Source organism: Leclercia sp. UBA5958 (assembly GCF_002430365.1).
In the GTDB taxonomy this organism is placed as follows: domain Bacteria; phylum Pseudomonadota; class Gammaproteobacteria; order Enterobacterales; family Enterobacteriaceae; genus Enterobacter; species Enterobacter pneumoniae.
The window spans coordinates 601,308-614,308 of the sequence record NZ_DJCE01000001.1; the positions used below are offsets into that span (position 1 = coordinate 601,308).

Genomic DNA, 13,001 nt, shown 5'->3' on the forward strand with positions numbered 1-13,001 from the left:
CAGAGAGGGGCTTCATCCTTTAGCGCATTACGCGGTCATCCACGTAGTTACGCTTGTCCGGCGCCGGCGGGAAGTATTGATACAGCCAGGTTTCGCTGATTGCATCCCCCTGGCAGCGCAGGAACATGCGCATTTCAACCGGATCGGTCGAGTCGTCGGTGGGATACCAGTCGAACAGAATGCGGTAGCCATCGAAGGGCTCGACGTAGAGGATCTCAACCTGCTTCGCTTCGCCGTTAGAGAGGGTAATGACCGGCTCGATCCCCTTTGGCGCGGCCGCTTTCAGGTCGCCGCCGATAAAGTCGATGGCGAAACGGCGGGCCCAGACTTTCGGGTAGTGCTCACCGGGTGCCCAGCCTTCCGGGAAGCCCCCCATGCCGGTACGGGTGGCAAACACGTTGGCCAGTGGTGAACGCACCGGAGGTTTGGCGCTCCAGTGCAGACGATACTGGAACTCCAGTTCATCCCCCGCCTTCACCGGTTTTTCGGGCTGCCAGAAGCAGACCACGTTATCCAGGGTCTCGCCGGTGGTGGGGATCTCCATCAGGCCTACGGCTCCTTTGCCCCACTTGTTCAGCGGCTCCACCCACAGACTTGGACGCTTGTTATACCAGCCCATAATGTCCTGATAATGCGAGAAGTCGCGATCCAGCTGCAGCAGACCAAAACCTTTTGGGTTCTTATCCTGGAAGGCATTGAACTGCAGCTTTTGTGGGTTATTCAGCGGACGGCATACCCACTCACCGTTACCGCGCCACATGGCCAGACGGTCGGAGTCGTGGATCTGCGGATGGATGGTGTCGCACATGCGGCGCTCATTGTTGCCGCAGGCAAACATACTGGTCATCGGCGAAATACCGAGCTGTTTAATGTCTTTGCGGGCGAAGAGATGGTTATCCACCTCCATAACCACCCGATCGTTCTCGCAGTGGATCACGAACTTATAAGCGCCGGTTACGCTCGGGCTGTCGAGCAGCGTATAGACCGTAAAGGTGGTATCACCCGGTTTGACCGTTTCGAACCAGAACGAGGTAAAGTCCGGGAACTCTTCCGGCGAATCGGTGAAGGTATCGATGGCGAGGCCACGGGCGGACAAACCGTACTGATAGGTGTCATCCACCGCGCGGAAGTAGCTCGCCCCCAGGAAGGAGACGATATCCCGACGTGCCAGCTCGGGCGCTTTAAAGGCACGGAAGCCCGCAAAGCCTAAATCGCTCTGCCCTTCCAGCTGCCGTGTGTCCACGCCCGCGTCGTGATAGTTAAACAGTTCCGGACGGAAGTGGATTTCGCGCGCCTGGGAGGTGGCGGAGTCCAGAGAGAACATCCGCACGCGACGGCGGAAACCCATCCCGACGTGGAAAAACTGCACGTCCAGTTCACGATTATCGATGTTATTCCACAGGGAGTGTTTTGCATCATACTGAATGCTGTTGTAGGCCTGCGGCGTGAGGGTCGCCAGGGTTTCAGGCAGCGCACGCGGTGCGCCTCCCCAGGGTTTTTGCGCCAGGTCGTGGGCCATAGACTGCAACACTGAGAAGTCGAAGCGACGGCTCAGACCGTCGGCAATATCCGATTCAGCTGCGTTAGCTGCGCGGGAGAACAGCGCCGCAAAACCCGATGTGCCGCTAAGCGCGGCGACCGCCAGTGAGCCTTGTAAAAAACGTCTGCGATTCATGCCTGGAAAAACGTCCTTATGGTCGTGGATGTGAGTTTCGCGTTGATCGAAACGACGGCAAAAAAGAGCACCCTTAGAGGGGCACAGCCTAAACAAAAACGGTTAATAATCCAATTGTTGGTCGGTGTTTATCTGAACAAAGCGAGAAATATTTTCTGTCGAGGGGAAAAGGCTGAATCGGAGGTAAAGTTACGTATAAAAAGGACCCCTGCCTGACATCATCAGCAGGGGCCAGTATGGCGCACTATTATTTTACGCTGACATCGATACCCGGGAAGTACTTCTGGGCCAGTTTATCGATCGTTCCATCAGCGCGGACTTTATCGATAGCCGCATCGAGCTGCTTTCTGGACGCTTCATCCCCTTTTCGCAACCCAAAGCCGATACCACTGCCGAGAATCGTGTCGTCAGACACGGGTTTGCCAATAAAACCAAACCCTTTACCCTGCGGCTTGCTAAGGAAACCTGCCTGCCCGGCCGCCGACATCACCAACGAAGCGTCAATGCGGCCATTCAGCAGGTCACCCCATGCCATATTCTGATCTTTATAAGACACCACGGTGACACCGTGCTTCTCCCAGTGCTCTTTCGCGTAGGTTTCCTGAATAGAACCCTGCAGTACGCCAATGGTTTTTCCTTTCAGCCCGGCCGGGGTGGCATCCACCGCCATCCCCGATTTGCCCACCAACTGGGAGGGAATACGGTAGATGGGCTGCGTGAAGTCGATGCTTTCACGACGCTTTTCAGTAATGTTCATTGCCGAGTTAATGGCATCAAACTTTTTCGCCACCAGCCCAGGGATGAGCGCGTCAAACGACGTCTCCACCCAGCTGCACTTCAGCGCAGCGGCGGCACAGATGGCGTTACCCAGATCGATATCAAACCCTTCCAGTTCGCCTGAGGCATTGCGGCTTTCAAACGGCGGATATTCCGCTTCGACCCCGTAACGTAATTCGGTGGCGGCAAAGGTGGAGAAAGAACAGAGCAATCCCAGGCCGACGACGAACGCATTTATTTTCATACCCGTACTCCTTAGCGTGGTTTAACCTGGCATAGCGCCTGCGCACCTGCCCGTAATGTGGCCTCATCTTTCGCGAAAGAGAGACGAATCAGTTTGTTATCTGTACCATCCGTATAAAACGCCGACAGGGGAATGGTCGCGACGCCACAATCGACAATCAGCCGTTTCACCATCTCGATGTCGCGTTCATCGCTAAAGTGGCTGTAATCCGCCAGCAGGAAGAACGAACCGGCGCTCGGCAGCAGACGGAAAGGCGAGTCCGCCAGCAGGCTCACCAGCAGGTCGCGCTTACGCTGATAGAAAGCCGCCAGCGAGAGCCAGGTCTGCGGATCGGCCATGTGCTCGGCAAACGCGTACTGCATAGGAGTATCGGCAGAAAACATTAAAAATTGATGGACCTTGCAGATCTCATCCATCAATTCTGCCGGGGCCACACAATAGCCTACGCGCCAGCCGGTGACGTGGTAGGTCTTGCCAAATGACGAAATAATGACGCTCCGCTCCGCCAACTGCGGATGCGTCGCCATGCCATGATGCGGCACGCCGTCAAAGACCACATGCTCATACACTTCGTCGGAAAGAATGATGATATCGGTGTTGCGCGTCAGCGTTGCCAGCTGCGTCAGGTCATCCGCCGAAAAGACCTGCCCGCTCGGGTTGTGGGGTGTATTGATGATGATCATTCGGGTGCGGGACGTAATGGCGGCCCGCACTTCATCCCAGTTGACGGCAAAATCTGGCACCGTCAGCTTGATGGCGACCGGTGTCGCCCCCTGCAAACGGACAATCGGCGCGTAACTGTCAAACGAGGGCTCGAAATAGATCACCTCATCCCCGGGATGCACCAGACCGCTGATGGCAGAGTAAAGCCCTTCGCTGGCGCTGGCGGTGACCAGTACTTCCCTTTCGGCATCGTAGCGGGTGCCATACAGACCTTCGATTTTATCGGCGATGCGGGTTTTCAGCGCCGCCAGGCCGGTCATCGCCGCATACTGATTGCGATCGGCCTCCATCGCGCGGGTTACGCCGGCGATCAGTTTAGGATCGCAGGAGAAGTTCGGGGCGCCCTGAGAGAGGTTGATGGCGTTATGCTGCGCCGAAAGCTGACCGATAACGGTAAAGATAGTGGTGCCCACATCCGGCAGTTTGGAACGGGTCTGGATTGGCGTGCGTAGAGTCATCGGTAGTCCTTTCTCGTGGAGAGTGCATAACTATTCAATCTGAAGCGGATTGCGGCGACAATCGAATTGTTGTCATAATAGCCATGAGAAAAAAACATACCTGGAGGCGCTATGGCGCGTCGTACTTTTCCGCTAAACGCCGTCGAGACCTTCCTGGTCACCGCCCGGCATCTCAATTTGACCCATGCGGCGAAAGAGTTATGTCTGACCCAGGGGGCGGTGAGTCGAAAGATTGCCGCCCTGGAAAACTGGTTTGGCTTTCCCCTCTTTGAGCGCCACGCCCGCGGCCTGCGGCTATCTTCCCAGGGCAGCGCTCTGCTGCCGGATCTGCGCAGCGCCTTCGAGCACTTCCTGACGGTGGCCGACCAGGCGCGCGCCCAACAGACGGTGGTGCGTCTGAAGGCGCCGACCTGTGCCATGCGCTGGCTCATACCCCGCCTGATTGAGGTGGAGCACCAGCAGCCTGAGCTGCAAATCGCCCTGACCACGACCATCGATCACAGCGTGAACTTCAAAACAGAGTCCTATGACGCAGCGATTGTCTTTGGTGCCCAGCTGAGCGCAGGCGATCTGCTGTTCGAAGAGGCGTTAACGCCGGTGGTCAGCCCGTTGCGAGAGGGTACCGACGTCGAAAACCTGACCTTTTTACACCCGACCCGGGATAACACCGACTGGTCATTGTGGCTGGAAAAACAGGGTATGCCGCCCCCTGCCATGCACAAAAATCAACACTTCGACACCATGGACCTGGCGATTACCGCCGCGATTCAGGGGCTGGGAGTGGCGATTGCCGATGAGACGCTGGTGGCAGAAGATCTCCGCACCGGACGGCTGCTGCGGCCCTACTCCAGCAGCGTCAAGACCGGTGCGAGTTATCGTCTGGTATTGCGAGAATCACCTGACAAAGCGATGGCGCTGACGGCGTTTCGCGCCTGTCTGCTTAATCGAGGCTGACATGGTGTTTCATCACCCGCTTAAATAGCGCCAGTCGGGCGCGCATAAAGCGGGTCTCAAGCTTAAATCCTGCATTTTTATTCAAACCAATGCGTAGCAAGACGTCCCGCCCTTTAATGCAGGCAGGCCAGCGAATGGCTCCATTCAGCGTGGCACAGTCCCGGCCGGCGTGGCGGGCGAAATTGACCCAGTAATCCGCGACCCTGGCCGAAAAAGCGAGATCGCGTTCATTAACATACTCCCGCGCCGGCTCGGCCAGCGTTAGGGTATCAAACACGTAAGGCACCTCATTACCGTGCCAGGCGCCGTTGGCGTAGGTGTCATGCTCTGCTTCCGCCACGTAATCAAACCAGTAGCGCCAGCAGGGCTCGCCGACCCGCTGCTGCGCCTGCATCACCACATAGCCCAGCGTAGTAAAAGCCATATCACGACAGACCTCGCGCCCCAGGGCTTCATCCCCCTTCACGCCCGGATAGAGCAGTTTAATCAGGCCCAGCCCCAGCCGCCGCTCTTGCCGCAGCTTCTGGATCTGCCCGGCGAGATCGACGCCAAAGATTCCCATCACGCTGGCCTCATCGCTGTTGGAACCAATTATCACCGGCATCGGGTGCTGGCGGGCAGCATAGAAGCACTCCAGCATCGGCTCCGGCAGAACGCAATCGCCCACGATAGGCGCAGGCGCGACATTCAAGGGTGCCGTGAGCGGCCAGAAGGCTTCGGCCGGGAGGGCCCTCAGCTGCTCTGCCGTTGCGTTTTCCAGACCAAAGTGGCGCGCCAGCGCGACGCCTTTTTCCAGCGCCTGCGTGCGAGGCGTATCGGGCAAGGTATAACCGCTCTGGATAATGGCTTTATGGAACAGCCCTTTCGCCAGCGGCGAGGCCATTAATGACAACACGCTGCGCGCCCCTGCGGATTCGCCAAACAACGTTACCTTTTGCGCATCGCCGCCAAATGCGGCGATGTTGTCACGCACCCATTCCAGCGCCGCTATTTGATCTAACAGCGCGAAATTGTGCACCACCTGCCCCTCTTCCCCCTCCAGAGCCGGATGGGCAAAAAACCCGAGATGGCCGAGGCGGTAGTTGAGCGTCACCAGAATCACATCCCGCCGGGCTAGAGCCTTACCGTTATAGGGCGGTAAGCCACCAGCACCAATGGTAAATCCCCCGCCGTGCAGCCAGACCATGACGGAGAGCGGTGTAGGACGTTTTACCGGTGCCCAGACGTTCAGATAGAGGCAATCTTCCGAGAAACGCCCCGGATCGCCGCCCCCCAGTTCCTGGCAATATTCACTGTTTTGCCAGCTGGACGGGGCCATTTCCTGCGCCGGACGTACGCCCTGCCAGCTCTCAACAGGCTGCGGCGACCGCCAGCGTAGCGCACCAACGGGCGGCGCGGCATACGGAATGCCGAGCCAGACCTGAACATTATCGTCCGTCGCGCCAAGCAGCGCGCCATGACGGGTCGTCACTATTGGGGTGGAGAGGTTTTCCATTCACGCCTTCTCTTAACAAAACACCCCAGCAGAGTAACGGTTTCAGAGCAAACCGCAACGCCGTTTACTGCGTGATTCCGCCTCTTCATAGAGGGCAAACTCATCCAGTACCGGGCAGCCCAGCGCGGTTTCAAACGCCTCACGGCTGGCGTTGCCATGGCTGCGCGCCTGGGTTTCATTGCCCAGATTTGACTGGAAAATCCCGGCGGCGCTCACCGGCAGAAAATCCTCGTAGGTAATAGGTTGTGCCACCACCCAACCGCGCTCAATCAGCGGCTGCGGATCGTCACCGGGACCAAAAGCGTGGCGATGTGCTTCACCGCTCGGCGTCAGACGATAGCGGAACCATGCCAGACCCTGACGGCGCAACATCATTTCACTGTCGGGGAAGGCGCGGAACACTTCCTGCAGATGTAGCTGGTGCGTAAGGTTATCTTTACCGGTACCCGCTTCAGCCAGCAGGCGATCGTAGAGTTCACGCCCTTTCGGCGTTAACGCCACGCCCCGCTGTTCAATTTCGCCAAAACGGGCAGTATGCGTGCCCAAATGTTCCCCGGCAAAATGGACGGGCTCCTCCAGCGCTTTAAAGCTGGTCTGACGCAGCAGCAGCGGGATCTCGCGGCGTGGCGGCCCTTCGATCAGGATCTTCGGCTCAATACCGTATTCAGGCATGAGCGCCTGTGCCCGATCGATATCCAGGGTTCGCGGAGTCAGATGGTTGATATGACAGCCGGGGAAGCAGACCACGTCGGCTATCAGACGGTGTTCGTTGTGCAGCGCCATATAAGTCTCTTGATCCACGGTGGCATGGCGGTGCCAGCGGAAGGTTTCCAGTGCCTCTTGCACAAACTCATGCGCCTGGGCTTCGGTAAATCCCCCAGCCGTCTCGTACAGATCGATCAATGCCAGGCAGCGCGGGGTGAAGATGTTGCGCTGGGCCAGAATTGCCGCCGCCTTCTCGCGCAGGGCCACATTTTCAATCAGCTCCAGGCGTAACAATGAGGTAAAGACCCGAAACGGGTTGCGGCATAATGCGGCGTCATCCACCGGGCGGAACGCGGTTGAGTGTACCGGCACCCCGGCCTGCGAAAGATCGTAATAGCTGACCGGAAACATCCCCATGATGGCAAACATCCGGCGCAGGGTCGCCAGTTCCTGGGCCGTGCCCACGCGGATGGCCCCGTGGCGCTCCACGTTCAGTCGCGCCAGTTCGTCGGCATTCGCCAGTTGTTCATGTAAAAGTGGGTTATTTTCCAGAACGGCCAGATTCACATCCGCCACCAGCTCTAGCAAGGTGCCGTACTGCGGAACTTCCTGCTGGTACATCCCCGACATAGCTTGCGAAAAGTGTTCCCGAATATCATCTGCCGTGATGGTGTTCGCCATGATGTCATGCCTCCAGTGAATATTACCTGGAGTGTAGAGAAGGCTGCTGCGGACGTTTGAGAGAATTTCTGAAGTGTGATCCCGATTGCTGGATGGAGAATTTATAATCGACTCCCCTTTAATATTTCCGGGAGAAATGAAATATGACATAACAATATAAAATGTAATATTTTTTATTTCGACATAGCACCCGCGAAAAACGGTTTACGCTATCACCCACCTGAATAATACAAGACTTTTTCAGCCGTTTTTTACGCCATTTTAATTGCTAACAATTATCATTTAAATGAGTATGTTATATTCCCCTCCCGCCGCTTGATTAATATCAATTACCCCCTTTGGGCTATAAGACAAAATACGCGCTCTTTAAAAGAGGAACAATTATGTCTGCACCTGAAAACAATGACGACAGCCTCCCGCTCGGCGTCTCCCGACGGGGATTCCTGAAAGCGAGTTCGGCCGCTGTAGCCCTCCCTTTTTTGTTCAACCAACGAGCAAATGCCACGGGGAGTGATGCCGGTACGGTCATCAACGAGGTTCACGCAGCGGAACGCGTAGTGCAAACCTGCAGTACCTTCGATTGCGGCGGTAAATGTGACATTCGGGCCCACATTGCCGACGGCGTGGTGACCCAAATTACCACGCGTCCGGACAGCGCACTTGATACGCAAATGCCGGTAATGCGCGCCTGCGTTCGCGGCCGCAGCTACCGTAAATTCGTTTATCATCCCGATCGTCTTAAATATCCGATGAAGCGGGTAGGAAAACGCGGCGAAGGTAAATTCGAACGCATCTCCTGGGACGAAGCCACCACCCTTATTGCGGATAACATCAAACGTATTACCGCCAAATACGGTCCAGAGTCGCGTTTTGTTCATAATAATACCGCCGTCAGCGGAGGGACTTTTTCCGGCGATAAAATGATGCGCCGTTTATTTAATCTTACCGGCGGCTATCTTCAATATTATCACTCCGTCAGCATGGGCAATACGGCCGCCGCCACCCCTTATACCTACGGCACCGCTGCCAGCGGCAGTTCACTGGATACGCTGGCCGATACCCCGCTGGTCATTCTCTGGGGACATAACCCGACTGAGACCATCTTTGGCCACAGCAACCACTATTTCCAGCAAATGAAGCAAAAAGGTACGCGCTTTATTGTGGTTGACCCGCGCTATTCCGATACGGTGTCATCGCTGGCCGACGAATGGGTGCCGCTTCTGCCCTCAACGGATAATGCGCTGATGGATGCGATGATGTATGTCATCGTCAGCGAAAACCTTCATGATAAGGCCTTTATTGAACGATATACCCTCGGCTTTGATGAAGCGTCCATGCCAGAGGGGGTACCGGCCAACGAATCGCTGGTCGCTTACCTGACGGGTAAAAAAGACGGCATCGTAAAAACGCCGGAATGGGCCGAGAAAATCACCCACGTCCCGGCGCAAACCATTCGCCAGCTCGCACGTGACTATGCCACCACCAAACCGGCGGCGCTGATTCAGGGCTGGGGTCCTCAACGCCATATCTGCGGCGAGCGTACCGCCCGTGGCTCTACCCTGCTGGCCACCCTGACGGGTAACGTCGGCGTGAAAGGCGGCTGGGCGGCAGGCTACGGCGGCTGTGGCAACCGTAAGTTTACGACCGGCCCCGAGATGCCCGACAACCCGGTAAAAGAGAAAATCTCTATCATGAACTGGGTGCAGGCCGCCGACGATGCCAGCAAGGTTACGCCGAAGGACGGCCTCACCGGTGCCACACAGCTGAAAAGCAACATCCGCATGCTGGTGTCGCTGGCGGGTAACTATCTGGCAAACCAAAACCCCGACCTGCTCCAGGCGGTAAAGGTGCTGGAGGATGAATCCAAAATAGAGTTTATCCTAGTCAGCGATCTCTATATGACCCCCAGCGCACGCTACGCCGATCTGCTGCTCCCCGAAACCAGCTTTATGGAGCGCTGGAACATCGGCGAAACCTGGGGGACCGGCAGCTATCTGATCCTCTCTGAAAAGCTAATTGAGCCGGAATTTGAACGCCGTTCGGATTACGACTGGCAGCGCGAAGTGGCCGCCAAGCTCGGCGTTGAGCCGCAATTCAGTGAAGGGCGCAGTGAAAAAGAGTGGATCGAACACATCTGGGAGCAGACCCGCCTGGCGATGCCGGATGAGCATTTGCCCACCTTTACTGAGCTGCAGCAAACGCGCCAGCATCTGTTTAAAAGCGAACCCTACGTGGCGTTTGAAGCCAACATTCGCGATCCCGAGGCGAACCCGTTCTCCACGCCGTCGGGCAAAATCGAGATTTTCTCCAAACGGCTGTACGACATGAAGCATCCCGACATTCCTGCCCTGTCGCACTACGTCCCGGCGGCGGAAGGCCCGGAAGATCCCCTGGTCAAACAGTATCCGCTGCAGCTGATCACCTGGAAAGGAAAGAACCGCGCGAACTCCACGCAATATGCCAACCCCTGGCTGCAGGAGGTGCAGATCCAAAAACTGTGGATCAACCCGCTGGATGCGCAAAAACGGGGTATCCGCCAGGGCGACCTCGTGCGCATTCACAATGCGCGTGGCGTCTGCCAGGTGCCGGCTGAAGTGACGCCGCGCATCATTCCCGGCGTTGTGGCCATGCAGGCGGGTGCCTGGTGGCAGCCGGATGCCGACGGGGTCGATCTCGGCGGTTGTCCAAACGTACTAAGCTCGGCGCGAATTACTCCGCTTGCTAAAGGTAACGCGCATCAAACCCTGCTTGTGGAGGTCGTCAAGTATGAGTCAGCAGTATAAAGAGTTCCCCGCAGTCAGCGATAAACAGCTGGGATTTTTCATCGATTCTTCGCGCTGCTCGGGCTGTAAAGCCTGTCAGGTGGCCTGCAAAGACAAACATAACCTTGAGGTGGGTCGACGCTTTCGTCGGGTATACGAGGTGAATGGCGGCGGATTTGTCCCGACCGGTCAGGGGGGCGTGAGCAACTCGGTATTCGCTTATACCCTCTCTATCTCCTGTAACCATTGTGCCGATCCTATCTGCACTAAAAACTGCCCCACCACCGCGATGCACAAACGGCCCGGCGACGGCATCGTGCGCGTCGATACCCGCAAATGCGTGGGTTGCGGCTATTGCGCCTGGTCCTGCCCGTACGGCGCACCGCAGATGAATGAGGAGACGGGACAGATGTCGAAATGCGACCTGTGCGTAGATTTACTGGCGCAAGGCGAGCAGCCCATCTGCGTAGCAACCTGTCCGCTGGGGGCCATCAAGTTTGGCCCCATCGATGAGCTCCGCGCCCTGTACGGTACGGTTTGCGATGTTCAGGGGCTGCCGGATTCGTCCATTACGCAGCCGAACCTGGTGATAAAACCCCACGCTGGGGCAGAAAAAGAGGAGCCGCCGCATGCATGAGTTGCCATTACTGATTTTCACCCTGCTGGTGCAAGGCTCGGTCGGTATCACGCTGTTTTTAACTCTCGCCGTCAGAAAGGCGAAAACATTGCCTGCGGCCCAGCGTCAACTGCTGCCGGCCATGCTGCTGGCCTGCATTGCCGGCGGGCTGGGTCTGGTGGCCTCGACGCTGCACCTGGGTTATCCGCTGAATGCGTTTAACGCGCTGCGCCATGTAGCCAGCTCGTGGTTAAGCCGTGAAATCGTCTTCGCCAGTCTCTATCTCGCGGTGCTTGGTCTTTGCACGCTCAGCATGCTGGTAAGAAAATCACCGCTGGCGCTGTTGTTGCCGGTTGCCACGCAGCTAGGGTTGATTGACGTCTGGTGCATGAGCGCGATCTACGCCAGCAGTACGGTGATAACCTGGATGCATTTCAACACCTGGCTGATGTTTTATGGCGCGGTGGGCATACTCGGCGCGGTGGCGATGGCCTGGCTGCCCCTACTGAATACCCCTGGCGTGATGCAGGCCCGCACGCGGCTTCTGCGTCTGGCGGCGATGCTGGTTGTGGCTATTGTGGCGGTGCGTCTGCTGGCTCAGCCAGCCTACGTGCACTATCTGGCCAGCGCGCCGCTGAATGGCGTCGTCACCCTGCCGCATCAGCCGGTTGAGGCTTTCAATCAGCATGGCGGGCTGCGACTGTTTAGCTGGGTTGCCAGCGTCCTGGGCGCCATCCTGTTTGCGTTCAGCGCCTGGCGTCACCGTAGAAACGGCGTGCTGTTCGGAGGGCTGCTGCTGATCCTGGCAGAGATCCTCTTCCGCTTTGTTTTCTTTAGCATCGGCTGATTGTGATGCGTCCTTTCTCCATCAAGCCCTCACCGCCCCCCGGCGTGGGGGCCTCTTGCCTGCGTAAAACGTTCTCGCGCCACCGCTGCCAGGCCTGTGCAGTTGCCTGTCCGGTGGCGGCAATCAACATCGGTTCTGACGGGCCGCATCTCGACGCTGACGCTTGCCTGCGCTGCGGTAATTGTCTCTTCGTCTGTCCGACCGATGCGCTGACTCATCTTCAGCCCCCCAGACGCAACCTGCGCAACAACCGACTGGTCGGCCCCTTTTCGACCACTATTACCCCAGAAGAGCTGCTGCTATGGCATCGCCAGTACGCGATAGTGGGCGTGGAGATGGATTACACGGCCCACTCCGCCTGGTTGCGTGCGGTGGCTGCGCTCAATGTGATCCTGAGGGAACTGAACGAGGCGGAGTGGCAGATTTTTCCACCGCCGTCGCGCCCTGTGGATGGCTTTCGTCGGCACTGGCTTCGCGTTCCCGATGATGCGCACCAGACCGCAAGCGTCACGGCAGATCAGCCTACACGCCTGCAGGCTTACCACCCTTTTACCCCTTACGAACTGGACTTTTCGCTATCACGCTGTGTGGCCTGTGGGGCCTGCGCCCGGGCATGCGCGGAAAAAGCGCTGCGCTTCACCCAGACCGCACTGGAGTGGAATTCTTCTGTCTGCACCGGATGCCATGCTTGTACGGCGGTCTGTTTTACCGGGGCAATCACTCTCCGGCGAGAGATCGCCGCAGCGCATGCGCAGCGGTTTCCGCTGATGCAGAAGGTCTGTTCCGTCTGTCGCCACCCCTTTTCTACCTTTTCGCCTCAGGCTGAGCGCTGTCATATTTGTCAGCAACATCGCCACGCCATGCGCGAAGCATAACCTCCCTTTATGCCCTCGCCCCGTCTCCCGGCTGTGCCGGTTCGGGGTAAAGATCCTCTTTTCGTTTACTGCCGCAGATTTAATCCTGTCGAAACAACAGCCTGGTGGCACACGCTTTTTACAAGGCGGTAAACTGACACTTTGCATAAAATGAGTAAATGTTAATGATATTTTGCTAGCAGGTTATCA

The 13,001-nt window shown here is 57.3% G+C and carries 10 protein-coding genes; 5 read left to right on the forward strand and 5 right to left on the reverse strand.

Annotated elements, in window-relative coordinates; genetic code table 11:
• Nucleotides 1-19: 19 nt before the first annotated feature.
• The 3 genes from B2Q93_RS02970 to B2Q93_RS02980 all read right to left on the reverse strand — a co-directional run bounded on the left by B2Q93_RS02970 (nucleotide 20) and on the right by B2Q93_RS02980 (nucleotide 3,877).
• On the reverse strand, nucleotides 20-1,675 hold the full coding sequence (locus B2Q93_RS02970; protein ID WP_040075534.1) for a glucan biosynthesis protein D: 1,656 nt from the start codon (nucleotides 1,673-1,675) through the stop codon (nucleotides 20-22).
• Nucleotides 1,676-1,922: 247 nt separating this feature from the next.
• Nucleotides 1,923-2,696, reverse strand: coding sequence for an ABC transporter substrate-binding protein (locus B2Q93_RS02975; protein ID WP_212475911.1), 774 nt, complete (start codon nucleotides 2,694-2,696; stop codon nucleotides 1,923-1,925).
• Between the two features lie 11 nt (nucleotides 2,697-2,707).
• Complete coding sequence (locus tag B2Q93_RS02980; RefSeq protein ID WP_286931770.1) at nucleotides 2,708-3,877, reverse strand: pyridoxal phosphate-dependent aminotransferase; 1,170 nt, start codon at nucleotides 3,875-3,877, stop codon at nucleotides 2,708-2,710.
• A 111-nt stretch (nucleotides 3,878-3,988) separates the two neighbouring features.
• Here B2Q93_RS02980 and B2Q93_RS02985 point away from each other — a divergent pair, with 111 nt between their 5' ends.
• Nucleotides 3,989-4,831: a LysR family transcriptional regulator gene (locus B2Q93_RS02985; RefSeq protein WP_286931771.1), complete on the forward strand. Its 843-nt coding sequence runs from the start codon at nucleotides 3,989-3,991 to the stop codon at nucleotides 4,829-4,831.
• Here B2Q93_RS02985 and B2Q93_RS02990 read toward each other — a convergent pair.
• Both B2Q93_RS02990 and hglS read right to left on the reverse strand, forming a co-directional pair.
• The gene (locus B2Q93_RS02990; RefSeq protein WP_286931772.1) at nucleotides 4,818-6,326 is read right to left on the reverse strand and encodes a carboxylesterase/lipase family protein; all 1,509 of its coding nucleotides are present in this window, start codon (nucleotides 6,324-6,326) and stop codon (nucleotides 4,818-4,820) included. The two genes, B2Q93_RS02985 and B2Q93_RS02990, sit on opposite strands and share 14 nt — an antisense overlap.
• A gap of 42 nt (nucleotides 6,327-6,368) precedes the next feature.
• Nucleotides 6,369-7,712: a 2-oxoadipate dioxygenase/decarboxylase HglS gene (gene hglS, locus B2Q93_RS02995; protein ID WP_233802264.1), complete on the reverse strand. Its 1,344-nt coding sequence runs from the start codon at nucleotides 7,710-7,712 to the stop codon at nucleotides 6,369-6,371.
• Between the two features lie 383 nt (nucleotides 7,713-8,095).
• Between hglS and B2Q93_RS03000 the strand changes: the two genes are divergently transcribed.
• The 4 genes from B2Q93_RS03000 to B2Q93_RS03015 are packed head-to-tail and all read left to right on the forward strand — an operon-like array spanning nucleotide 8,096 to nucleotide 12,812.
• A complete protein-coding gene (locus tag B2Q93_RS03000) occupies nucleotides 8,096-10,495 on the forward strand; it encodes a DMSO/selenate family reductase complex A subunit (protein WP_286931773.1) in 2,400 nt (799 codons plus the stop codon).
• Entirely contained in the window at nucleotides 10,479-11,111 is a 633-nt protein-coding gene (locus B2Q93_RS03005) for a DMSO/selenate family reductase complex B subunit (protein ID WP_286931774.1), read from the forward strand. Before B2Q93_RS03000 ends, B2Q93_RS03005 begins: the two co-directional genes overlap by 17 nt.
• Nucleotides 11,104-11,937 (forward strand): dimethyl sulfoxide reductase anchor subunit family protein, encoded by an 834-nt coding sequence (locus B2Q93_RS03010; RefSeq protein ID WP_286931775.1) that lies wholly within the window; start codon nucleotides 11,104-11,106, stop codon nucleotides 11,935-11,937. Before B2Q93_RS03005 ends, B2Q93_RS03010 begins: the two co-directional genes overlap by 8 nt.
• Nucleotides 11,938-11,942: 5 nt before the next feature.
• Nucleotides 11,943-12,812 (forward strand): 4Fe-4S binding protein, encoded by an 870-nt coding sequence (locus B2Q93_RS03015; protein ID WP_286931776.1) that lies wholly within the window; start codon nucleotides 11,943-11,945, stop codon nucleotides 12,810-12,812.
• Nucleotides 12,813-13,001 lie beyond the last annotated feature (189 nt).

Bases quoted from the DNA above. Each gene is read 5' to 3' on its own strand.
- B2Q93_RS02970 (WP_040075534.1), bottom strand. From the start codon at position 1,675: ATGAATCGCAGACGTTTTTTACAAGGCTCACTGGCGGTCGCCGCGCTT.
- B2Q93_RS02975 (WP_212475911.1), bottom strand. From the start codon at position 2,696: ATGAAAATAAATGCGTTCGTCGTCGGCCTGGGATTGCTCTGTTCTTTC.
- B2Q93_RS02980 (WP_286931770.1), bottom strand. From the start codon at position 3,877: ATGACTCTACGCACGCCAATCCAGACCCGTTCCAAACTGCCGGATGTG.
- B2Q93_RS02985 (WP_286931771.1), top strand. From the start codon at position 3,989: ATGGCGCGTCGTACTTTTCCGCTAAACGCCGTCGAGACCTTCCTGGTC.
- B2Q93_RS02990 (WP_286931772.1), bottom strand. From the start codon at position 6,326: ATGGAAAACCTCTCCACCCCAATAGTGACGACCCGTCATGGCGCGCTG.
- hglS (WP_233802264.1), bottom strand. From the start codon at position 7,712: ATGGCGAACACCATCACGGCAGATGATATTCGGGAACACTTTTCGCAA.
- B2Q93_RS03000 (WP_286931773.1), top strand. From the start codon at position 8,096: ATGTCTGCACCTGAAAACAATGACGACAGCCTCCCGCTCGGCGTCTCC.
- B2Q93_RS03005 (WP_286931774.1), top strand. From the start codon at position 10,479: ATGAGTCAGCAGTATAAAGAGTTCCCCGCAGTCAGCGATAAACAGCTG.
- B2Q93_RS03010 (WP_286931775.1), top strand. From the start codon at position 11,104: ATGCATGAGTTGCCATTACTGATTTTCACCCTGCTGGTGCAAGGCTCG.
- B2Q93_RS03015 (WP_286931776.1), top strand. From the start codon at position 11,943: ATGCGTCCTTTCTCCATCAAGCCCTCACCGCCCCCCGGCGTGGGGGCC.